18 protein-coding genes and 2 rRNA genes are annotated in these 23164 nt (G+C 62.6%); 8 read left to right on the forward strand and 12 right to left on the reverse strand.

What is annotated here, in order from left to right:
• Positions 1-262 precede the first annotated feature (262 nt).
• A complete protein-coding gene (murJ, locus tag G453_RS0110030) occupies positions 263-1825 on the forward strand; it encodes a murein biosynthesis integral membrane protein MurJ (RefSeq protein WP_027190968.1) in 1563 nt (520 codons plus the stop codon).
• Positions 1826-1840: 15 nt separating this feature from the next.
• On the opposite strand, the gene G453_RS23320 is transcribed toward murJ, so the two are convergent.
• Positions 1841-2755 (reverse strand): deoxyribonuclease IV, encoded by a 915-nt coding sequence (locus tag G453_RS23320; protein ID WP_051272228.1) that lies wholly within the window; start codon positions 2753-2755, stop codon positions 1841-1843.
• Between the two features lie 106 nt (positions 2756-2861).
• On the opposite strand from G453_RS23320, the gene G453_RS23325 reads away from it, so the two are divergent.
• Complete coding sequence (locus G453_RS23325) at positions 2862-4079, forward strand: glycosyltransferase family 4 protein (RefSeq protein ID WP_043645297.1); 1218 nt, start codon at positions 2862-2864, stop codon at positions 4077-4079.
• Positions 4080-4209: 130 nt separating this feature from the next.
• On the opposite strand, the gene G453_RS0110045 is transcribed toward G453_RS23325, so the two are convergent.
• Genes G453_RS0110045 through G453_RS0110055 form a run of 3 tightly spaced genes read right to left on the reverse strand, consistent with a single transcriptional unit; the run spans position 4210 to position 7193 of the window.
• On the reverse strand, positions 4210-5217 hold the full coding sequence (locus tag G453_RS0110045; RefSeq protein WP_027190969.1) for an inorganic phosphate transporter: 1008 nt from the start codon (positions 5215-5217) through the stop codon (positions 4210-4212).
• On the reverse strand, positions 5210-5845 hold the full coding sequence (locus G453_RS0110050; RefSeq protein ID WP_027190970.1) for a DUF47 domain-containing protein: 636 nt from the start codon (positions 5843-5845) through the stop codon (positions 5210-5212). The genes G453_RS0110045 and G453_RS0110050 overlap by 8 nt, the downstream gene beginning before the upstream one ends.
• A 25-nt stretch (positions 5846-5870) precedes the next feature.
• Complete coding sequence (locus G453_RS0110055) at positions 5871-7193, reverse strand: histidine kinase dimerization/phospho-acceptor domain-containing protein (protein WP_027190971.1); 1323 nt, start codon at positions 7191-7193, stop codon at positions 5871-5873.
• Between the two features lie 604 nt (positions 7194-7797).
• Between G453_RS0110055 and G453_RS0110060 the strand changes: the two genes are divergently transcribed.
• Complete coding sequence (locus G453_RS0110060) at positions 7798-8415, forward strand: PEP-CTERM sorting domain-containing protein (protein WP_027190972.1); 618 nt, start codon at positions 7798-7800, stop codon at positions 8413-8415.
• A 199-nt stretch (positions 8416-8614) separates the two neighbouring features.
• On the opposite strand, the gene G453_RS0110065 is transcribed toward G453_RS0110060, so the two are convergent.
• The gene (locus G453_RS0110065) at positions 8615-10024 is read right to left on the reverse strand and encodes a lipopolysaccharide biosynthesis protein (protein WP_027190973.1); all 1410 of its coding nucleotides are present in this window, start codon (positions 10022-10024) and stop codon (positions 8615-8617) included.
• A gap of 76 nt (positions 10025-10100) precedes the next feature.
• On the opposite strand from G453_RS0110065, the gene G453_RS23330 reads away from it, so the two are divergent.
• Together G453_RS23330 and G453_RS0110075 are read left to right on the forward strand one after the other, a co-directional pair.
• Positions 10101-11180, forward strand: coding sequence for a glycosyltransferase (locus tag G453_RS23330; RefSeq protein ID WP_043645300.1), 1080 nt, complete (start codon positions 10101-10103; stop codon positions 11178-11180).
• Positions 11181-11376: 196 nt separating this feature from the next.
• A complete protein-coding gene (locus tag G453_RS0110075; RefSeq protein ID WP_027190974.1) occupies positions 11377-12123 on the forward strand; it encodes an SAM-dependent methyltransferase in 747 nt (248 codons plus the stop codon).
• Positions 12124-12193: 70 nt separating this feature from the next.
• On the opposite strand, the gene G453_RS0110080 is transcribed toward G453_RS0110075, so the two are convergent.
• From G453_RS0110080 to G453_RS0110090, 3 genes are all read right to left on the reverse strand, one after another.
• The gene (locus G453_RS0110080; RefSeq protein WP_027190975.1) at positions 12194-12880 is read right to left on the reverse strand and encodes an LrgB family protein; all 687 of its coding nucleotides are present in this window, start codon (positions 12878-12880) and stop codon (positions 12194-12196) included.
• The gene (locus G453_RS0110085) at positions 12868-13239 is read right to left on the reverse strand and encodes a CidA/LrgA family protein (protein WP_027190976.1); all 372 of its coding nucleotides are present in this window, start codon (positions 13237-13239) and stop codon (positions 12868-12870) included. Before G453_RS0110085 ends, G453_RS0110080 begins: the two co-directional genes overlap by 13 nt.
• 265 nt (positions 13240-13504) lie before the next feature.
• Positions 13505-14176, reverse strand: a complete 672-nt coding sequence (locus tag G453_RS0110090; RefSeq protein ID WP_051272231.1) for a DUF47 domain-containing protein — start codon at positions 14174-14176, stop codon at positions 13505-13507.
• A 223-nt stretch (positions 14177-14399) separates the two neighbouring features.
• Between G453_RS0110090 and G453_RS26240 the strand changes: the two genes are divergently transcribed.
• From G453_RS26240 to G453_RS0110105, 3 genes are all read left to right on the forward strand, one after another.
• On the forward strand, positions 14400-15983 hold the full coding sequence (locus tag G453_RS26240; RefSeq protein ID WP_051272234.1) for a PAS domain-containing sensor histidine kinase: 1584 nt from the start codon (positions 14400-14402) through the stop codon (positions 15981-15983).
• Positions 15983-17437 (forward strand): sigma-54-dependent transcriptional regulator, encoded by a 1455-nt coding sequence (locus G453_RS0110100; protein WP_027190978.1) that lies wholly within the window; start codon positions 15983-15985, stop codon positions 17435-17437. The genes G453_RS26240 and G453_RS0110100 overlap by 1 nt, the downstream gene beginning before the upstream one ends.
• Positions 17438-17887: 450 nt before the next feature.
• On the forward strand, positions 17888-18301 hold the full coding sequence (locus G453_RS0110105; protein ID WP_027190979.1) for a VOC family protein: 414 nt from the start codon (positions 17888-17890) through the stop codon (positions 18299-18301).
• Positions 18302-18394: 93 nt separating this feature from the next.
• Here the strand turns inward: G453_RS0110105 and G453_RS0110110 are convergent, their stop codons facing one another.
• The 4 genes from G453_RS0110110 to G453_RS0110125 form a co-directional block, all read right to left on the reverse strand.
• Complete coding sequence (locus G453_RS0110110) at positions 18395-20686, reverse strand: PAS domain S-box protein (RefSeq protein ID WP_027190980.1); 2292 nt, start codon at positions 20684-20686, stop codon at positions 18395-18397.
• 59 nt (positions 20687-20745) lie between these two features.
• Positions 20746-22665, reverse strand: coding sequence for a hybrid sensor histidine kinase/response regulator (locus tag G453_RS0110115; RefSeq protein ID WP_027190981.1), 1920 nt, complete (start codon positions 22663-22665; stop codon positions 20746-20748).
• A 189-nt stretch (positions 22666-22854) separates the two neighbouring features.
• Positions 22855-22970: ribosomal RNA gene (gene rrf / locus G453_RS0110120) — 5S ribosomal RNA — on the reverse strand.
• Positions 22971-23025: 55 nt separating this feature from the next.
• Positions 23026-23164, reverse strand: a 23S ribosomal RNA gene (locus G453_RS0110125); the annotation flags it as partial.

Here is a 23164-nt window from a genome sequence, read left to right on the forward strand (position 1 = left end):
CGGGTTTCACGTCATCCGTGCCGGAAACGCTCCCGCGCGTTCTCATCGTGTGCGATTGTTACGAAACAGATTTCGTCACATGCATGCCGCATCCGCCCGTTGCGCCGTGAGGTTGCATTTCAAAATACGGCGCGAGGGCGCCGCACTGCACCCGCCCTCCCTCCAGCAAAAGACCCTCAGGGACAAGATTATGCCGCATTGACTTCCCCACCGGCATTCCGTAGCCCGTTTACAACTAGCGTATCCGCGCGCTGTCCAGCTTATGGAACATAAAGAATCCACCCACTCCATCTTTCGGACCACCGCCTTCGTGGTCGGCATCAACCTGCTCAGCAAGATACTCGGCATGGCGCGCGAGGCCCTGGTGGCGGGAGCCTTCGGCGCGGAAAAGACCACCGACGCCTTCTTCGCGGCATGGCGCATGCCCGACGTGCTTTTCAACAGTCTGCTCGGCGTGCTTATCGCCAACACCTTCATCCCGGTGTTCTACGAGACCATGAACGCCAGGGGCGAAGACGGCGCGCGCCGCTTCACCCGCGCCACCTCCGGTGCCGTGCTGGCCGCCCTGGCCGCCATAGCCTGCGCCTACTGGGTCTTCGCCCCGCAGATCATAGGTCTGGTGGCTCCCGGGCTCGATCAGGCAGGCAACACCCTGGCCGTGCACATCGCCCGGCTCCTGGCGCCCATGGTCCTCATCGGCGGATTGACGGGATTGTGCCGGAGCCTCCTGCACGCGCGCCGCAGCTTCCTGGCCCCGGCCAGCCTGCCCGTGGTGCTGAACGTGTGCGTCATCGCCTCCGTGCTCACCCTGGGCCGCAGCCACGGCGTGGAGGCCCTGGCCTGGGGGCTCGTGGCGGCGTCGGTCATCCAGGCGGCCATGCTGCTTGCCGCCCTGCGCGGCTCCGCCGCCATGACCATCCCGGCGCTGGACCCCTCGGCTCCCGGCCTTGGGCGCATGGGGTCGCTTATCCTGCCCATCCTGGCCACCTTCGCCCTGGGCAACGTGGTCCCCCTGGTGGAACTGCACCTGGCTTCGGAGGTCTCCACCGGAGCCATCTCCTACCTGAGTTACGCCTTCAGGCTGTTCGGCCTGCCGGAGCAGGTATTCATGCTGGCCTTCTCGGCCATCCTCTTTCCCTATCTGGCGCGAGACGCCAGCCGGGGCGAGCACGGGGCCATGAGCGCCAAGCTCTCAGCAGCCATGCGCCTGAGCCTGTACCTCATGTTTCCGATGGGGGTGTACATCGCCGTGTTCAGCCGGGAGATCGTCCGGCTGTTTTTGGGGTGGGGAGCCTTCGACGAGGCCGCCGTAACCGGCACCAGCCTGACCCTGGCCGCCTACGCCTGGGGGCTCTTCGCGGTGTGCGCGCGAAACCTCCTGGTGGACGCCTGCTTCGCCCTCAAGGCTCCGGGGCTCATCCTGAAGGTCGCCGCCGTCATCATCCCCCTGAACATCCTCCTGGATATCGGGCTCAGCCGGGTGATGGGTGCGCCGGGCATCAGCCTGGGTTTCTCCCTGACGGCGGCCGTACATTGCGTGGCGCTCTTTCTGGCCCTTCGCCCGCGCCTGTCCGGCGGGGAGCCCGGCGCGCTCCTCTCCGCGCTGTGGAGGACGGTGCTGGCCGGGGGCCTGATGGGGGCGCTGTGCTGGTGGGCGAAGCCCTGGCTCGTGGACGCCATGCCCGGACACGGCTTCGCCTGGAGGCTCGCGCTGCTGGCCCTGTCCGCCGGGGCTGCGGGCGCGGTCTACGTCGTCGTGCAGGCCGGGCTGCGCTGCCCGGAACAGAACCTGCTCCTCCAGGCGCTACGCTCCCGGAAACGATGATCTAGCGTTGCGTCCTCAAAATCCGTTTATTAAATTTTGAAAAACATATTCATGTTTTTCAAAATCGCGACACGAGTCCTCCAACAGAGTGCGAAGCGTCGCCAGATTCTCCAGGTCTTCCTTGAGGTCCTTCTCCTTGTGCGTCTCCAGCACCATGGGCAGCCCGGCCAGCGCGGGATGGTTCAGGACCGCCCGGAACCCCTCCAGGCCGATGCTCCCCTGCCCGATGTGCTCGTGCCGGTCCAGATGCGACCCCAGCCCCCCTTTCGTGTCGTTTACGTGCACGAGCTTCAGGCGCGCAAGATCCATCCCGTCAAGCGTTGCTTCCAGGCCAGCTGGCGTGCGCAGGTCGTACCCGGCCACGAAGGCGTGGCAGGTGTCCAGGCACAGCCCCAGGCGGTCGGGATGGCGGGACAGGGCCACGATCCCCGAGAGGTGCTCCAACGCGCCGCCCAGCGCGGTGCCCTGCCCTGCCGTGTTCTCCAGCAGGATCAAGGGGAGTTCTCCCTGGCCGTCCGCCATGTCCAGGGCAGCGTCCACGCAGGCCGCCGCGCGGGCCAGGGCTTCCTCCAGCCCCGAGCCGGTGCGCGCCCCGGGATGGAGCACCACCCAGGGGATGCGAAGACTTCGGCAGCGCTCCAGCTCCTGGGCCAGGGCGGCGATGGAGCGCCGCCACAGGGCGTCGTCCGGCGAGGCCGGGTTCACCAGGTAGGAGGCGTGGCTGGCCACGGGATAGTCTCCCCAGGCCGCCCAGGCGGCGGCGAATTCCCGCGCTTCGTCCGGGCTTACGGGCGGGGCCTCCCACTGGCGCTGGTTGCGTGTAAATATCTGCAAGGCGGTCCCGCCCACCTGCCTGATGCGCTCGAAGGCGGTGTGCAGGCCCCCTGCCACGGACTCATGGGCTCCCAAAAAACGTCTTGTTCGAGTCATCCAAGCCCTCCAGGGCTAAAGAAGAGTATTGAGCAGAATCATTTGTGATGCTACCAGATGCCTCCGGTCGGAAACACCCCCCGGATCATCTTTTCCCCCATAAGTAATGATACGCACTGCATACGTCACCCTTTGGTATCCCAAACCCTCCGAAACCTTCGTGGTCGGGGAGGTTGCGGCGCTGCGCGATCTCGGAATGCCCGTAACGGTGTACACCTTGTACGGCAAGCTCTCCCGACACATCGGCAAGTGTATGGAGGCCAGGTGCCCCCAGGTGGAACGCCTGGGCACCCGCAGCATTCCGGCCTGCCTGGCAGCCGCCGCATGGTGGTGGAAGAACCACCCGGCGCTCTTCAGGAAGACCGCACGAACCGTGCTTGGCCGCTTCTGGAGGGACCTCGAACAGACCGGCGAGAACTCCTGGGCCTTCCTGACCGGCTGCCTGCTGGCGAGGAAGTTCCGGGAGGACGGCATCACCCACATCCACGCCGGATGGGCCAACGGCCCCGCCACCGCCGCGTGGACCGCCTCCCAGCTGACGGGCATCCCCTTCAGCTTCACGGGGCGCGCGGGCGACATCTATCCGCCCGACGGCGCGCTGGAGGAAAAGATCGCCGCCGCCGCGTTCGTGCGCTGCGACGCGGCCTTCAACCTGGAATATCTCCGCCAGTTCACCTGGGACCGCAAGGACCGGGTGCATCTGGTGCGCAACATGCTCTCCTGGGCCGTGCCTGAACCGGGCGAGGTGCCCATGCTGGCTCCCTACCGGCTGCTGGCCATCGCCCGCTTCGTCAAGACCAAGGGGCTGGACGTGCTGCTGGACGCCTGCGCAATCCTGAAGGAGCGCGGCGTGGATTTCAGGCTCACCCTGGCCGGATCGGGACGTATCGAAAAGCAGCTGCGGGCGCAGGCCCAGGCCTTGGGCATCGCCGACAAGGTTTCCTTTCCCGGCTTCATCCTGCACAAGGACGTCCCGGAGCTCATCCGCGCCCACGACATCTTCGTGATGCCGAGCAAGATCGGAACCACCGGCGACCGCGACGGCCTTCCCACGGTCATCATGGAAGCCCTGCTGGGACGCGTCCCCGTGGTGGCCACCGACGTGGGCGGCATCCGCGAAGTGATCCGCGACGGCGAAACCGGCCTGCTCATCCAGCAACGCAATCCCAAGGCCATGGCCGACGCCATCCAGACCCTGGCCAACGACCGCGAGAACGCCGTGCGCATGGCCGACAACGGCAAGAAACTGGTGGTGGAGTACTACGACACCGCCCGCAACGCGCGGACCTTCTTCGACCTGATCGAAAACTCCAGCAACGCTTAAGCTATTCTCCCTCCGAAAACAGAAGCGCGGGCGCATGCGAATGCGGCCCGCGCTCTTTTCTTTCCGACGTATCGATCTATGAATCCATCCAGCCCGCAGCCGCGCTCCCGGCGCAGGCAAAGGCCCGCCTCTACTGCAACCCGATGAAGTCGAGCGCGTAGAAGCACAGCGCCGCCACGGCCCCCGAGGCCGGGATGGTCAGCACCCAGGCCACCACCAGATTTCCGGCCACGCCCCAGCGCACGGCGGAGAAGCGTTTGGACGCCCCCACGCCGATGACGGCGGTGGAAATGGTGTGCGTGGTGCTGATGGGCGCGCCCATGGACGACGCCCCCATGATGACCGCTGCGGCGGCCGTCTCGGCGGCGAAGCCGTGCACCGGCTCCAGCTTGAAGATCTTGTGCCCCATGGTCTTCACGATCTTCCAGCCGCCCATGGCGGTTCCCAGCCCCATGGCCAGCGCGCAGCTGAGCTTCACCCAGAAGGGGATGCTCACGTCGGGCTGCATCTGGAAGATGACCAGGGCCAGGGTGATGATGCCCATGGTCTTCTGGGCGTCGTTCAGGCCGTGGCTGGTGGCCATGAAGGCCGAGGAGAGTATTTGGAGCTTCTTGAAGGCGGTGTTCACGGTGCGCGGGTGTGCCTTCACGAACATCCAGGTGAGCGCCACCATGATCAGGTAGCCCACCAGAAAACCCGCCAGGGGAGAAAGCAGCAAGGGGATGAGCACCTTCTTGCCGATGGAGGCGTAGTTGGGGGCGTCCCAGCCCTTGAAGGCTATGGCTGCGCCGATGAGGCCACCGATCAGGGCGTGCGAGGAAGACGAAGGGATGCCCAGGTACCAGGTCAGCAGGTTCCAGAAGATGGCCCCGAAAAGCGCGGCCAGCACCAGGATTTTGCATCCGGTGACCATTTCCGGCCCCACGATGCCGCTGCCCACGGTCTGGGCCACCTCGGTGCCCAGGAAGGCCCCGAAGAGATTCAGCGACGCCGCCATGATGACGGCGGTGCGCGGCGAGAGCACCTTCGTGGAGACGATGGTGGCGATGGCGTTGGCCGAGTCGTGCGCGCCGTTGGTGAAATCGAACACCAAGGCGATGACCACGATGAAGATGAGCAGCAGGGGTATCTCAAGCATGTTTGAGCAGAACCCCTTCGAGCACGTCGCTCAGGCGTTCGGCGCGGTCGACGGCCTGCTCGATGCGCCCGTAGATGTGGTTCCACTTGATGATGTGCATGAGCTGCTGCCCGCCGGGCACCTGGTCCTTGGTGTCGTAGAGTTCCCCGAGGCCCACCAGGAGCAGCATCTCGCACTCGTACTTGTGGGACTTGATGATCTCCACGTGCTCCCTGGCGTCCTTGTTCTTGGAGAGCTTGTCCAGGACCAGCCCGGCCTCCTCGATCATCACCTTCAGGGAGCGCACCAGCCTGCGCGAGGGATAGAGCACGTCGCCGCACTCCAGGAGCCCGATGCGGGTGGCGGTGGCCTTGACGATGTTGATCAGGGCCTCCTGGGTGATGTTGATCTGGTGGATGTCCTCGCGGTCCAGGGGGGTGATGAAGGTCGAGGACAGCTCCGTGGAGATGCTGCGCGAGATGGTGTTGGCCTCGGCCTCGATGATGTTGATGCGCGTGCAGCGGTCTTCCATGTCCTCGAGGGAATGGAACAGCTCGTCGAGGATGGTCACCGCCTTGATGAGTTTGCGGTTCTGATCCTTGAACATTTCAAAGAATTTTACTTCCTTCGGGAAGAGGCTGAATCCCATGCGGGCTCCTTGCGGTTCTTTTTGTCTATGAGTTGGAATCGGCGGACCTGTCGGCCTGGGGAGAGGCCGTGTGCAGGAGGTCGGTGACCACCGCGCTCATGTCCTGGCTTTTCTTGAGAATGGTGCCCAGCATGGCCTGAGCCTGAGCCTGGTCGGAGGGAGGGCTCTCCAGGAGCGTGGACGCGTAGCCCTGGATACTGGTGAGGGGCGTGCGCAGCTGGTGCGAGGCGTTGATCACGAACTCGCGCAGCAGGGTCTCCGCGTTCTTCATGGCGCTCACGTCGTGCAGCACCAGGATGAAGCGCGGCTTGCCCTTGGACGTGAAATAGGGAACCAGGTCCACGTCGGCGTGTACGCCGTTTATCAGCCGGGCTTGAAAACGCTGGGGTTCGTGCGCGCGGCTCTGGCGGGCTTCGTCCAGGGCCTTGTCCACTTCCAGGCCAAGGCCCGCCTCCATCACGTGCCGCCCGGAACAGGCCACGCTGGCCCCCAGGACGGCGTCCAGCGCGGCGTTGTGAGCCAGGATGGTCCCCTTGTCGTCCAGCACGGCCACGGCGTCGGTCATCTTGGCCAGCACGGCCTCGAACTGGCTGCTGGTGTCGTGCAGGTGGCGCATGCTCTTGCGGGCGCGCTTGGCCAGCACGTTGATGGAATCCATGAGAGGGCGGAACTCGGAACCGGGGCAGACGCGGATCTTGTCCGGAGCCATCCCGCTGCCCAGGTCGTCCACGATGCGGCTGAAGGAGAGGAGCATGCCCTTGGTGCGCCGCAGCAGCAGCATGGCCAGGAGCGCGGCGCACACCGCCATGGCGGCGGTCACGGCCATGAGGTTGGAGCGCGACTGTTCCAGGATGCCCTGCACGGTGGAATACGGAACGCTTATGCGCAGCACGCCGTCGGGGATTCCGGCCAGCCCCTGCACGCGGGTGGCCATGTAGAGCATCTCGCGCTGGAGCGTGCTGCTGTAACGGGTGGACTTGCCGAAGCCCTCGGCCTGCGCCGCCACGATCTCAGGGCGGGTGGAATGGTCTTCCATCTTGGCCGCCTCTTCGGGCGTCAGGTCGGACTCGGCCAGCACCTTCCCGGCGGCCACATAGGTGACGCGGATGTCGAAATGCGTGGAGATGGCCTTGATCTGGGAGCGCAGCTGCTCAACCCCGGCATAGGGAGCCTTGCCAGCCACAAGCCATTTCACGGCTTCAAGCGTCCTGGCCTCGCGCTGCTCGAACTCCTGGACAAGTTCGGCCCCGGCCTTCTTGCTGGTGCTGTAGAAGATGAAGACCGCCGCAGCGAACAGCAGGGCCATGAAAAGAACCAGAAGACGGGTGAAGGAAGATTGGGTCTGCATGGTGGCGCCTCCTGATACGAACGCCGCGACACGGCTCCGTAACCGAGTCGCCGTGCAATCGCAACGTGAGGCGCTCCATAGCAGGAAGGCCCGGAACTGAAAAGCCCGGAAGCGGATCAAGGTGCGCCGGGCTCGGTCCAGCCGGAGTGGCGGCAGTCGCCCTTGTCTTGCAAAATATCTGTAAAGCAATCCGACAACTGTAAATAATTCTACAAATACTTACAGGATCGAAACACTTTCGCCCCAACCCGCTCGTCCTCCAAGCGCAGAAGCGACTTACAACTTATCTCGCAATTTCAGCGCATTAGACCAGAACGTTCACACCCCAACACGAGTTGCCGATCCCCGGGGAAAGAGAAACCCAGTCCACTGGGTTAGATGGATATAGTCAACAATTTATACCCATTGGGTCTGATTATTTTGCCGACGGCATACTCATTGCGACACAATGTGCACCACTACACATACATGGCATCAACATTGCTAAACAACCATTCGTTACCGACAACACCGCAGACAACCATCAACTCCAAACTAACTTAAGCAATTGTCCAAATGTACTGAACGATCATTCAACCACAAACACACACAACCGGAGGAAACCATGCGTTTGATGCGGCTCGCCCTAATACTGGCCATAGCATTTTCCTTCCCGCAGACGAGCTTTGCAGCGGTCATTCTCGACCAAAGCAATCTGTATTCGTACTCTTCCGTCACTGGTTCATCACATTTCCAACAGCAAATAACCGTCGGCACAGCTGGTATACTTGACCATATCGACCTGTATACATCCGCAGGAACAATCAACATTCGCATCAAGATGGGCAACGCGGTCCAAACATCCGGACCATGGCTGTATGATCAGGTGTTGGTATTCGGTGTCGGCACGAACACCATTGACCTGTCATCCTTGGCTCTTTCAGTGAACCCTGGGGACGCCTTCGTTTTGGATTGGAATGGCGCGTCGGGGGGAGCGGCTGAACCAAACTTCGGCGTATCCTTTTCGTATCAAACGCCTGACTACGCGGGCGGCGACCTTTGGAAAATTGTTGGCACCACCGCGACCTTCCAGGGTGTTGGCAGATACGGCCTCGACATGAGATTCCAGACCTTCGTGCAGGAGCAAGCTGTTCCGGTTGCCACTCCGGAACCTGCAACCATGGCGCTTCTCGGCGTGGGGCTGGCTGGCCTGGTCATGGTCCGTCGCCGCAAGGCCGCATAACAGCACTGTCGTCTGCTGTGATTCCACGATGACTTAACGGAAAGGGCCCTGCGAGGGCCCTTTCCTGTCGGGATAGAGCCTAATTTGCCCATATTTTTATGAATCGAAGCGCGACATGCGTCTCGCGACACACGAAACTGATCTCAACTCTGGAGTGATGCGTCCGCTGGCTACGCAAAGATGATTGAAAATCAAATCATCAGGCGTTCTTTCTGGGCCTCCAGCGCCACAAGAGCCACAAAAGCGGCATGAGGGCGGCGGCTTCGGCAACCTCACGCGGGGCCACGCGTCCGAGCCCCAGCCAGAGAACACCGGCCATCGCCACGCTTCCCGCGCACAGCGCCAGCTGCTTAAATCCCAACAGCCCCACCCGCCTCTGGCAATAGCCCACCGTGCACACCGCCACCAGGGCCTTGGTCAAAACGATGGTCAGGGCCGCTCCCCACAGCGGCGCGCCGGGAATGAGCAGCTGACAGAGAATGAGGCCCGCGCACAGCCCGCCGACGTAGATCCACAGCAGCAGGCGCTCGCGCCCCAGGGCCAGCATCATGTACGCAGCCAGGTTGTGCAGGAAGGCGATGAGGATGGAGGGCGCAAGCCATGCCGCCACCCAGGCGTGCGGCGCGTAGGCCTCCCCGAAGATCAGCGGCAGGATGCGGTCGGCCTCCATGGCGATGGCGGCCATCACCGGCAGGCTGACCGCCGTGAGCGAGCGCGCGGAGTTTCGTCCCAGCGTCGCGAACGCGGCCTTGTCCGTGCGCCAAAGCTTCACCAGCAGCGGATAAATGACCCCGGAGAGCAGAATCGAGGCCACAAGATTGGAAGCCCCGTCCACCAACTCCCAGGCCACGCCATACGCGCCCACGGCTTCAGAGCCGCCGTGTTGTTGCAGGAAAAAGACGTTGGCCTTGTTGTAGCCGATGGCGGCCAGGGCCATGACCACGAAAAGAAGCCCGCCCACGGCGGTCCTCCAGGCCCGCTCCAGCCCCCGCCTGCCAAGCGTCAGGCGGGTCGCGCCCTCGCCGTCGTCACGCAGGCACAGCCAGGCGCTGCCGCACAGGTTGCACAGGTTCTCCACCACCTTGAACAGGCCGAAGCTCCACGCTGGCCAGCCCAGGTACACCGCCGTCAGGGCGTACCCGTAGCCCAGCATGGCCGAACCAGAGCGCACGTAGGCCTCAAGATCCTGGCGGTGGCGCACCCGAAGCGCCACGAAGAAGGATCCGGCCAGCGGCTCCAGCCCGCATCCTGCGCAGATGCCCAAGGACATCCACAAGAGCCCGCCCGAGTAGCCCTGGATCAGGCAGAACCCCGTGACCCCAAGCATCCCCGCTCCCAAAAGCGCGGCCTTGATGAGCCCGTACTGGGCAAGCACCTGCCCCTTGTCGCCCCAGGTGCGGCTCAAGGCCACCACCATGGGCTGATTCAAGCCGAATTCCCCCAGGAAGAGAATAAACTGCGCCAACGAGAAGGCCAGCACGAACTCGCCGTAGGTGGACGCGCTGGCGCGCGCCAGCACCACGATCAGCGCCGTGTGCAGGCCGTCTCGCACCCACTGGGCCGTGACCAGGTGGGCGAACTTGCGGAATATGGAGTGCTGCGTGCTCATGTGTTTTTCATGGAAAGCCGGACGGAATTTCCCTATCCTGCGGGTCTGCCGCAAACCGGAGTCATTTCATACAATCATGCCCCGCATCAAGACCGTCCTTCTGCTCCAGGATTTGCTCCTGGGAGGCACCCAGCGCCACGCGCTGGAGCTGGCCAAACGCCTTGACCCCGCGCGCTTCGACGCCCAGGTCTGGACCCTCATGGGCGGGGACGACTTCCTGCCCACGGCCCGCGACTACGGCCTGAGCGTGCGCCAACTGGCGACCGGCCCCGCCGTGGGTCCCGCCGGGCTCTGGGGACTGTGGCGGGCGCTGGGCCAGACGCGCCCGGACGCCCTGCTGGCCCTGACCGTGGTCCCCAACATCTGGGGCCGGGTACTTGGCAGGCTGGCCCGCGTTCCGGCCATCATCGCCAACTGCCGGGGCGGCGACGACCTGCACCGCCAGCACGAGGCCGTGCTCAAGAATCTGGCCCACCATCACATCTGCAACGCAAGAGCCCTCAGGAATTCGCTCATGGAGCGCTACGGGCTTCCGGAAAGCCGCATCGACGTGATCCCGACCGGCGTGGACACCGCACACTTCACACCCCGGCCCGAGCTGCGCGAAGAGGATCCGGTGATCCTGTGCCTTGCCCGTCTGGCCGCCATCAAGGACCACGAGACGCTTATCCGGGCCTTCGAGCTGGCGCACGCCGTTCATCCCAGGGCGCGCCTGCGGCTGGTGGGCGACGGCGAGCTGCGCGACCAGCTTTCCCGGCGCATGGCCGCAAGCCCCGCCCGCGAGCGCATGGAGCTTCTTCCCGGAACCGGCGACCCCGCCGGGGAGTTCGCCCGCGCCAGCATCGCCGTGCTGAGCTCCGCCAACGAGGGCATGCCCAACGTGTTCCTGGAGGCCATGGCCATGGGGCTGCCCTGCGTGGGGACCGCCGTGGGTGGCGTGCCCGAGGTCATCAGGCACGGACGTACCGGGTTCGTTGTGCCGAGCAAAAGTCCGGACGCGCTGGCCGATGCGTTGGCGCACCTGCTGGAGAACCCGGAGCTGCGCCAGCGTTTCGGCGAGGAAGGACGGCGCATCGCTGTTGAAGAGCACTCGCTGGAGAGCGTGGCCGCGCGGCATGCGGAGATCATCGAAGGGGTTGTCGGCAGCGTCAGGTGATGATCGAGGGAGAGGAACAGAAGGCGACTTGGCTGCCGGGAAGGACGCAACAGGCTGCCTGGTTGCAGTGCGTGAACGAAACACCAAGCAATAACTCAGAACTTTGTGGCTGCGGCGTGGCATTAAAAAACCAGGGACAACCGTCACCATGGGCATACTCAAGTTGTCACACAACTGAGTAAAAGGAGGTATTGCATTGGACATTCCACGTATTTTCAACATCACAGAAAGCGCTCACCGCATCCATAATCCGTTTACACCAGAAAAGCTCGCCACTCTCGGCGCAGCCTTGCGCCTGGAATCAGGGGCCCGTGTGCTCGACCTCGGCAGCGGTTCGGGCGAGATGCTGTGCACCTGGGCACGCGATTTCGGAATCACCGGCGTCGGCATCGACATGAGCCGGTTGTTCTCCGCGCAGGCGATACTCCGCGCTGAAGAGCTCGGAGTCGCCGATCGGGTCGAGTTCATTCATGGCGACGCTGCCGGCTTCGTCGCCGACGAAAAAGTCAGCGTGGCAGCCTGTCTCGGCGCCACGTGGATCGGTGGAGGAGTCACCGGCACCATCGAGCTTCTGGCGAAAAGCCTCCGCTCCGGAGGAATGATCCTCATCGGCGAGCCCTACTGGCGGCAGTTGCCGCCCACGCAAGACGTCGCCAAGGGATGCCTTGCCAATTCCATCTCCGACTTTCTCATGCTTCCGGAGCTTCTCGAGTCCTTCGGCGACCTCGGCTACGACGTCGTGGAAATGGTCCTGGCTGACCAGGAAGGCTGGGATAGGTACGAAGCGGCCAAGTGGCTTACCATGCGCCGATGGCTCGAAGCGAATCCCGACGACGACATCGCGACGGATGTCAGAGCCAGACTGACTGCGGAACCAAAACGCTATGCCGCGTACACGCGGGAATACCTTGGATGGGGTGTGTTCGCGCTCATGGCGCGGTGATGTGCGGCAGCCGGGATGTCCGGCTGATTGTCGACGGCTTGGGCATCGCGGCTGCGCCTAGGCACAGCGGTCAGTTCAGGAGCAGCATCACCATGGGCGCGAACAGCGCCGTCAGGATTCCCGCCAGGATCATGGCCAGCCCGGCCATGGAGCCCTGCTCCTGCCCTTCCATCAGCGCGGCGGCGGTCCCCTGGGCGTGCGACACTGTGCCCAGGGCCAGCCCGCGCGCCACTGGGTTGGTGATGCCAAGGCGCGTCAGGAACGTGGCCCCCATGAGCGAGCCAAGCGTGCCCGTGGCCACCACGAAGGCCGCCGCCAGGGCCGGGATGCCGTCGTAGAGCCGGGCTATCTCGATGGCGAAGGGTATGGACACCCCCTTGGGCACGATGGACATCACCACTTCCTGCGGAAGCCCGCCGAATCTGGCGATGAGCCCCGCCGTCACCATGGCCGAGAACGCGCCTGCAGCGACGCTCAGCACGATGGCCAGGGCGTACTTTCGCAGCAGATGCCGGTTGCGGTAGAGCGGCACAGCCAGCCCCACTGTGGCCGGGCCCAGCAGCAAGGTCATGATGTCGCGGCCCGGAACATAGGTCGCATACGGCATGCGGCACAGGGCCAGGATGGCGATGACCACCCCGGCGCTCAGCACCACGATGTTCAAAAGCGGGTGCCCGTAGCGCAGGTACAGGGCGCGGCAGGCCACGTAGGCGCACACGGTGATGACGATGGTGAAGGTGACCGTCAGGGAGTACACGGCTTCTCCTTGCGGTGCAGCCGCTGGGTTATGAAGCCCACGGCCCAGAACGGAATCAGGGAGCTGGCCACGATGGCCGCCAGCAGCACCAGCCCGTAATCATAGAAGACCGGCCCCCAATCCATGAGGCCCACGGCGATGGGGATGAAAAAGAACACCAGGTGCTTGAGCAGGAAATCCGCCGCCTCCTGCACGTGTTCGAGCTTCACCACGCCGAAGCACAGCAGCGAAAACAGCACCGCCACGCCGATCACGTTTCCGGGAATCGGCAGCCCCGTCGCCTGCACAAACCGGTTGCAGACCCAGTAAATGCCCCACAACAAGGCCGTCTGGGCAGCCAACCTGAATACTTTCATCATGATACGGCTCTTAATAACGCAACGACAGGGTCGTAATTTTGAAAAACGTGAGTTTCTTGCAAAGTTCATCGCAGCTGCAACCCGAGCAAAAGTACGAGGGGGCAGCATGATGGATAATTGCGGATTCCAAAGGGCGCAGCCCTAAGGCCTGCGGAGGCGTTCTCCTACTGCGAATTTTGCATTTCACTCATGCTTTTCAAAACAATACTACTGGTTCTCTTTGGCTAAGTTCTTAAAAGTATGAACGACTCATGAAGAAACAACGCTAGCGCGCGATCATGGCCCGCAGGACGTCGGCCGAGCCCTCGGCGTTGTGCCCCATGTCGTGCAGGTGCTCGACGAAGGTCACGAACTGGTAGATGTCGCGGCACTCGCCCTCGGTCTCGAAGGCATCCTTGATGAGCTTGCGTGCCGCCTTGGACGCCTTGTGATGCTGCACGCGCACTTCGTGGTAACTGTCTTTGACTGCGGAGCGGTCCTTGGTCTTGCCGTAGATGAGGTCCATGGTCCCCTGCAGGGCGGGCTTCAGGAGCTCCACCGTGCGGCAGGCTTCCCGCCCGACGGCGCGCGCCGAGACGAACAGGGAGGCTGGCAGGTCCATGCGGCGCATGCCCAGCCAGTTGAGCGCCTCCTGGGCCTCGTCCAGGATGTTGTCCTGGCTGCGGGTGTAGTTCAGGAACAGGGTCTTATCGACCTCCAGGAAGATGTCGCGCGGCAGATGGTTCCTGATGCGCCGCTTGATCTTGTCCGCCTGGCCCTCCAGGGTGTCGATCTCCACGGTCAGAGTCTGGAAGGCCAGGCCGTGCCCGCCTGCGGAATATTCCTTGAGGGCGGCCTCCACGACTTTGACGCCCTTGGAGACCGGGTCGTAGTGCTCAAGGAGGCCGGGCAGGCATTTGCGGCCAGTAAGGCTGGTCAGCAGTCGGGAGAGATTCACGCGTGGCCTCCTGTCATGGTGCGCTGTCGATCAGAACGGCCTTGGTAAGAAAATTATCCTGTACTGGCAAGCAATCACGCTCCGCATAGCGCCTTGCCAAGCGCCCTGCGAGGATATAGGAGCAGGCCATACCCGCACAGGCGGGATTTTCGTCCAGAGAGCCGCACCTGCCCCCGGTTTGGTCCGGGAAAGCGCAGCTTGCGGACAACACACGGCAGCCCCCATGCGCGAACCCCTCCCCCCATCCCACGCAGCCACGCTGGACAGCCTGTACGGCGCGCTCCCTCTGGCCGTGCTCCTGGCTGGGCCGGATTACGCCGTCCGCTACGCCAACCGGGAATTCTTCAGGCTCACCGAATGCTCCCCCGCCGACCTGGCCCTGATGAACTTCCAGGACGTTCTGAGCATCTTCTGCCTGGGCGCCTGCGAGAACCTGGACGACTATCTGACGCATCCCGGCATCTGGCACGACATGGACAAGCCCATCGCCATGGCCGACGGCGGCCTGGCCTGGACGCGCGTGCGAGTGGACAGGGCCGCCCTGCCCTGGGGCGAGGACGGCTTCGTACTGCTGGTGGAGAACGTCACCCGCTACAAGGTGGCCATAGAGGGCCTGCTGAACCGCAAGAACCTCTACCAGTCCATCGTGGAGACCCGCCCGGACCTCATCTGCTGTTTCCTGCCCGATTGGAGCATCACCTACGCCAATACCGCCAGCGCGCGCTTCTTCGGAACCACGCGCGAGGACATCGTGGGCGAGGACTTCCTGTGGATGCTCGACCCCACCCTGCGCGAGAGCTTCGCCCAGGCCGTGACCGGCATCACCCTGGACAACCCCATGGCGGAACTCGAATACAAGGCTCCAAGCAGCGATCCGGACGACCCGCCCCTGTGGATGCGCTGGATCATCCAGGGATTCTTCTACAAGACCGGACACATACGCGACTACCAGGCCACCGGGCTGGACGTCACCGGACAGAAGGTCACCGAGTCCCAGTTCATGCACGCGGACCGGCTGGTGTCTTTGGGCACCCTGGTGTCCGAGGTGGCCCACGAGATAAGCAATCCCAACAACTTCATCATGTTGAATGCCCCCCTGGTGCTGGACCTGTGGCGGGGGGTGTCACCGGGGGTCGAGGCGCTGGCCCGCGCCCAGGAATCCGGAGAAGCCGTGAAGGTCGGCCCGGACGCCTTCGGGGGGCTGCCCCTGGCCGAGGTGTCCCAGCACGTGCCGCAACTCCTGCAAGGCATCATCGAGGGCTCGGTGCGCATCCGGGACTTCGTGCGCGAGCTCAAGAATTTCGCCCGCCAGGACATCGAAGGCGGCTTCGAGATGCTCCCGGTCAACGACGTGGTGCAGTCGGCGGTGCTGCTCATGAGCAAGACCATCGGCCTGCACACCAGCCGTTTTTCCGTACGCTACGGGGCGGGCCTGCCCCTGGTGCGCGGGCGCAGGCAGCGCCTGGAGCAGATCGTGGTGAACCTGGTGCAGAACGCCTGCCACGCCCTCACCGGCGCGCACCAGGGCATCGAGATCGAGACCTTCCATCACGATGCCACGGGCAGCGTGCGCATTGCAGTGCGCGACGAGGGCGTGGGCATCCGCCCGGATGACCTGCCCCGCGTCACCGAACCGTTCTACTCCACCAAGCGCGAACAGGGCGGCACCGGCCTTGGCCTGTCCATCTCGCTGTCCATCGCCCGCGAGCACGGGGGCCAGCTGTTGATAGAATCCACGCCCGGCCAGGGGACCTCGGCCATCGTGGCCCTTCCCGCCGCGCAAGCCCCGCATGAGGGTCCGCTGTAATGAGTTCCGCCGCCCGAATCCCCCTGCACCCCATCCTCCTGGTGGACGACGAGGAACAGGCCCTGCAAAGCTACGACCTGAACCTGCGCTACTCCGGCCTGACCAACACCATACGCTGTTCAGACCCGCGCGAGGTGAAAAACATCCTGCGCCGCCAGGTGGTGTCGCTGGTCATGCTGGACCTGTGCATGCCCGAAGTGAAGGGCGAGGACGTCCTGAGCTTCATCAAGGCCGAGTACCCGCATATCCCGGTGATCATCGTCACCGGCTACAACGAAGTGGAATCCGCCGTGCGCTGCATGCGGGCCGGGTCCGTCGACTACCTGGTGAAGCCCGTGGACCGCGCGCACCTGCTCTCCGCCGTGCGCCACGCCCTGGAGGTTGGCCAGGAACTCTCCCGCCAATTGGACCACAAGCCGACGCAGGACGCGCAGAGCCAGGGCAGCGACGCGGACAGGCCCCAAAGCGGTCTGGCCAGGATCGTCACGGACAATCCGCGCATGAAGGCCATGACCGCCTACGTGCAGGCTGTGGCTTCGTCCGACGAGCCGGTGCTGGTGTCGGGCGAAACGGGGGTCGGCAAGGAGATGGTGGCTCGCGCCATCCATGACGCCAGCGGGCTGCCTGGAAAATTCGTGGCCGTGAACGTGGCGGGCCTGGACGACGCCATGTTCTCGGACACCCTGTTCGGCCACAAGAAAGGAGCCTTCACCGGCGCCAACCTGGGCAGGCGGGGCCTGATAGAGGAAGCCTCCGGGGGCAGCCTGTTCCTGGACGAGATCGGCGACCTGGCCAAGGCCTCGCAGCTGAAGCTTTTGCGCCTGATCCAGGAGCGGGAGTATTATCCTCTGGGCTCGGATACGCTCAAACCCATGGACGCGCGCATCATCGTGGCCACCAACCAGCCCTTGGAAGAGCTCATCGAACAGGACAAGTTCCGGCGCGATCTCTTTTTCCGGCTGCGCACCCACTGCGTGTCCATACCGCCGCTGCGCGAGCGCATGGACGACCTGCCGCTCCTGCTGTCGCACTTTCTGGAGAAGGCCGCCGAGCGCCTGGGCAAGCCTGTGCCGCAGGCTCCGCCAGAAGTGCTGGAGCTTCTGCGCGCGCACTCCTTCCCCGGCAACATCCGGGAGCTTGAAGCCATGGTCTTCAACGCCGTGGCCCTGTGCGAGGGGCGCACGGTGTCCGTGGAGCCCTTCCGGGCCTGGGTTGGATCGATGCGGGGCGAAGCCGGGCAGGGAGCGGGGCCTGGGTTGTTCCCGGCGGTGCTGTCCGAACACGGAGACGAGGAAGTCCCCACCCTCAAGCAGGCCGAGGAGCGCATCATCCAGGAGGCGCTGAAACGCGCCGGAGGCAGCCAGAGCGCCGCCGCCAAGATGCTTGGGATCACGCGACAGGCCCTGAACAGGCGGCTTCTGACCAAGCGGCGCAAAGGTGCGGACGGGGAGTAAGAGAAAACAACAAGTCCCGCTTTGAAGAAGATGAAACAGGACGGTCATGATTCAGGCGTTGACCAGTCGTTCATCAGCCTCCGGCAGCCGATGGGCCGGTTGGCACTGGCCCCAGGATATTCGTTCAGGCTCGCGACCCTGCCGGTAACATCCCGTGCAATATCTTCGTAGTTCGTCAATGCGCTCGTTGTCCGCCTGAGCCATTCAGTCCGGACTCCTCGCCGGAACAGATCGCGTCCTCCATACAGCCGCCACTGCGCGGCTTTATTTGTATATCCCTACGCATGTCGCCCTCACGGACCCAATCGTGCGACTCTTGACGGCATTCAGGGCTGGTGCTAGCCAGCAATAATCCAGAAAAGCCGGTTCCTGCCTCTTTCCGGTTCCGTTGATTGAGCTGTTTGGCCGCAATGCAGACAGAACCGTCCGATAACGCGAGAGGAGCTCACCATGGCAACCCAGATTTTCGTGAACCTGCCTGTGAAGGACCTGGACAAATCGAAAGAATTCTTCACGAAACTCGGCTTCACATACAACCCGCAGTTTACGGATGAAAACGCCGCATGCCTGATCCTCGGCGAAAACATTTACGCCATGCTCTTGACCGAGCCGTTCTTCGGGAACTTCACCAAGAAGAGCATCAGCAACGCGAAAGAAACAACTGAGGTCTTGATCGCCATCGATGCCGACAGCAGGAAAGGGGTCGATGAGATGATACAAAATGCGTTGGCTGCCGGAGGGTCGACATACATGGACCCCATGGATTTCGGCTGGATGTACGGCCACAGCTTCGCTGACCTGGATGGCCACCAATGGGAAGTTCTCTACATGGACATCGAGGCCATGCCCAAGCGTAGCGAATAATATTCCGTGGAGATTTCACAGCCCGGCGCGACTGCGGCGGGCTTACGCGGCTGAGCGCATCCCCGGAGACAAGCGCCTCGCGGACGAGCGCCTCTACTCCCCCCCGCCCGGACGCTCGCCAGCCACGGGCAGCCGGATGAAAAAGCTCGCGCCGCCGTCATCGTTGTTCACCACGTTGATGCTCCCGCCGTATTCCTTGATGATCCCGTAACTGATGGACAGCCCAAGGCCCGTCCCCTTGCCCACCTGCTTGGTGGTGAAGAAGGGTTCGAAGATGCGGGTCATGGCCGCTGCGGGAACGCCGACGCCCGTGTCCGAGATGCGCACGGTCACGAACCCCTGGTTGTGCATGGTCTTGATGGTGATGCGCCTGGGGATGTCTTCTCCTTCCTTGGATGCGCGCTCGTCGATGGCGTCGCGGGCGTTGATCAGGAAGTTTATGAACACCTGCTCCATGCGGTTGGGTTCGCAACGCACCATAGGCAGCTTGTCGTCCAGTTCCCAGGCCACCTCGATGGAACGCAACGAAAGCTGCTGGCTGAAGAAGTCGAAGGAACGCTGAAGCACGCCGTTAAGCGCCACCTCTTCCAGCGAAATCTGCGACTTGCGCCCGAATTCGCGCATGTGGTTGATGATCTTGGTGGCCCGCTCCACCTGCTGCGCCACAAGTTCGGTGACACGCTTGAGAAGCGGCTCTCCCGGAGTCTCGCCGCGCGTGAGGCTGCGTTTCACCAGATCCACGCTGGCCTGGATGACCGCCAGGGGTTGGTTGATCTCGTGGGCCACACCAGTGGCCATCTCGCCCAGCGTGGCCATCTTGCTGGCCTGGATAAGCTGCTGCTCGGTGTCCAGGCGCTTGGAAATATCGCTCACCGTGACCAGATAGACCTTGCGCTTGTTGAACTCGGAAGGAGAGGCGTTGATGGCCACGAAGAACTCGCGCCCGCTTCTGGTTATGTGCTTGGCCTGGTCTATGTCCTGTCCCTTGTTGATGGCCGTGACGAAGGGTGATTTGTCCACATCCGCGAACAGATCCAGGAAACTCATGTCCGCGAGCTCAGATTTTTCCCAGCCATACAGGGTGACAGCCCCTTTGTTACAGTCGCGAATGGAAAAATCGGCCTGATCCAGCACGAACACCGCGCTCGGAATGTTGTTGAAGATGTCCACATACTTCTTCTCCGAACGCTTCACCTCGCCTTCCAGTTCCTTGCGTTCGGTAATGTCCAGGCACATCTCCATGGCTGCCACCAGACGCCCCTCCGAGTCGTAGATGGGTGCTGTGTTCACGATCCAGTGCGCCAGCGAGCCGTCGCGGTAGCAGCCTGATTCTTCCGTGGTCTGGAACTGACCGGTCTTGAACGTTCTCTCCACAGGACAGTCCGGGCATTTGGAATCGCGGTTCTTGTAGGCCTTGTAGCAGTACTCGCCCAGGCTCGCATTGAAGCGCTCCTCGAAGGCGCGGTTGTAGCGCAACAGACGGAAATCCCGGTCCTGCACGGTGATGACGCAGGGAACGCCCTCGAAGAGGTCCTGATAGAGGTTCTTTTGCAGCGAGAGCTGGCTGTTCTTGGCAGTGAGGTCCACGCCCATCTGGTGGATGGCATCAGCCAACTGGCCGATTTCGTCTGAGGATTTCACGCGTTGCGGCTTCGGGGACCGGCCCAGGGAGATGAGCTTGGCATCCCGGATGATGCGGTTGATGGGCCGCTTGACCAGCAGCAGGAACAAGAGGGCCATGGTCAGAAACGTCACCACGAACTGGATGAACGCCAGATACAGCGTGTGCTGGCGGCTTTCGCTTATAAGCGAATCGCTCTCGCTCAAAGAGAACGACAGATCCAGGACGCCCAGGATTTTCTCCTCCGCGCGGTGGAAATGGCAGCCCGAACTATCCGAGCAGCCCTGCTCGTTCAGGATGGGGCTGACCAGGCGCAGCACACGTTCTCCGTTCTCTTGGGAATCCTTGTAGATGGCCTCGCTGAGCGTCGGATGCAGCGTCGGGACGGTGTACTGGTGGCAGGCCTGGCAGAGCGGGTCCCGCCGCGCGATGATCCTGTTCTTTTGGTCCGGCGAGGAGGAAAACATGACCTCGCCCGATTTATTGATGATGCGGACGTTGCGAATTTCCTTGAGCTTGCTGTAGTTGTTGACGATGGCCTGGATGTCCTCGCGCGAGTTGAGCATCATGGCATAGTGCAGGCCGAGCTTCACGGTATTAGAGACGCGCTCTGCCCCCATGATGAGGTTGTCGATGGTGAAGTCCTTCTGATACTGCACATGATAGAAAGACCACAGAAATATGCTGGCGAACAGGATGAACGCGATCGGCAGGGTGATCTTGAAAACCAGTCTGCTACGGAATAGCTCCACAATTGTTTTCACCGTGAGCCTCCGCATGCGTTGTGCATTACCCCTGCGCGCCGATACATTACCTTGCTCTCCTAGTTTTTGGACTGCACGCGCGGAAGTGTGGCAACGATGGAAGTGCCTTCTCCGAAAGAGGAGGTCACATCAATGGAGCCCCCATGCCGCTCGATCACCTGGCTTGAGATGAACAGGCCAAGCCCGGTGCCGCGCGACCCCTTGGAGGAAAAGAAGAGCGTGAACATCTTTTCCCTGGTCTCCTGGTCCATGCCCATTCCATCGTCCGCGACCTCGAAGCGCACGCGCCGTGCATCGCCCGTGAGGCGCAGCACGACCTCGTGCGCTGGCTTGGTGTCGTCCTCGGAACAGGCGTCCACGGCGTTCTCCAGAAAGTTCACCAGGGCTGCGGACATGGCGGTTTCATCCATCTGGATCTCGCCTATGTCCGGGGCGACATCCAGACGGAAGGCCACGTTCTTCAGGGCGGCCTTGGGCTCGATGATGGCGGCCATGTCCTTGGCGAAGGCTTCAAGGTCGACGGCTTCAAGCTCCGTATCGCGCGACTTGGCGTAATACAGGATATCCATCACCATCTTGCGGATGCGCGCGATCTTGTCCTTCACGATGGCCCAGCCTTCGCGCAGGCGCTGCGGATCGTCCTTTCGGAAGCCCGCCTCGATCTTGTACACGCCGCCGTCCAGCGAGGTGAGCAAGCCCTTCACGCCATGGGACATGGAACCGAGCATCAGCCCGAGTGAGGCCAAGTGATCCTGGAGTTTCCTGATCTGGGTGATGTCCGTGGATATCTCCATCACCTGCTCTATTTCGCCCGACTCGCCGTGTACTGGCGCAGTCTGGATGAGCACCACGCGCTGATCCCCGTTCCTGGTGGTGACTGCAGTCTCCCATTGGTGGGATTGCCCGTCCTCGAAGGTGAGCGAGATGGGGCATTCCTGACAGGGGTCCTCGCGATGGGTGAACGCGCTGTAGCACTTGCCGCCCCGGCACTCGCCGAAATCCTGGCGGAAGCGGCGGTTTGCCTCGACTATTGTGTGGTCGCGGTCCACCACTTCGATGTAGCAGGGCACGGAGTCGAACAGGCGGTGGTATTTCTCGCGCGTTGAGCGCAGCTCTTCCTGCAGACGGCCCACCTCGGTGATGTCAACGGAGAGCTCGATGACCAACTCGACGCCGCCGTCCTTGCTCAGGATCGGCGCAGTATGCACGATGACGGGTATCTCCTGCCCGTTCACGTCCACCAGGGTCTCGCGGCTGCGAAGCCCCTTTCCGTCGGTGATGGTCATCCAGACGGGACAGGCGTTGCCGCTCCCCTGCCGCCCGGAGTAGGGCTCCCAGGAGTTTTTGCCCACCATGTCGCCAAGGCGCTCCTTGTAGAGCTGGTTGACGGCCACGATCTCCAGGTAGCGGTTGTGTATGGAGATGAAGCAGGGAAGTTCGTTGAAGTAGCCCGCGCCGTCGTCGAACGTTTCCACCAGGCAGCGCATGGCGGTGGAAAGGCCCTCAACAACCTGCCCCACGGCCAGTTGGCGTTCAAGTTCTACAAGCTTGGCGGATTTTTCCTTGACGATGCGCTCAAGGTTCAAAGTGTGTTCGCGCAGCTGGCGGCGCATGGTGATCTTCTCGGCAGCTCGCTTGAGGGCACTGACCAGAAGTTCGTCGCGGATGGGCTTGGTTATGAAATCGAGCGCCTCGAACTGGAGGCTTTTGACGACCAGGTCCATGTCGCCGTGCCCGGAAACCATGATGACTTCGGTGTCGGGATTCAGGTCTTTAAGGCGCTTGAGCAGTTCGATTCCGTCCATGCCGGGCATCTTGATATCTGTCAGGACGATACCGGGGGCAAAGCGCGAAAACAAAGCGATGGCTGCCTCGCCATTTGCTGCCGTTTCCACTTCGTAGCCCAGGTCGGCTATGGACAACCCAAGGATTTCCCGGATGGCGTCCTCGTCATCGACCAACATCACTTTCTCAGCCATTGAGACTCTCCTTATCGCAATGCGGCGGTAACGCCGCATACCCCCCGTCAAATGTCCTGTATCCTGCTCTGGGGCGGGCGGCAACATACCGGGAAGGTCTGCTTTGCAGAGGCTTCTGAATGACAAGAGGAGAATCAAAACAAAAAGCGAAAGGCCCGCATTTTTAATGCGGGCCTTTCTTGAAAAGAATCCTGGCAGCGACCTACTTTCCCACCAGCGGTCCTGGCAGTATCATCGGCGATGGAGGGCTTAACTACCGAGTTCGGAATGGGATCGGGTGTACCCCCTCCTCTGGGGCCACCAGGAAATTCCTGATGATATTTAAGTCAATAAGGGAGGAACGCGTTATGTTTGGTTAAGCGAGTCAAGCCGAACGGGCTATTAGTACCGCTTAGCTGAATGTATCACTACACTTGCACTTGCGGCCTATCAACCAGGTAGTCTACCTGGGCCCTTCGGGGAGACCTAGTCTTGAGGCAAGTTTCCCGCTTAGATGCCT

Source organism: Fundidesulfovibrio putealis DSM 16056, assembly GCF_000429325.1.
Taxonomy (GTDB): domain Bacteria; phylum Desulfobacterota; class Desulfovibrionia; order Desulfovibrionales; family Desulfovibrionaceae; genus Fundidesulfovibrio; species Fundidesulfovibrio putealis.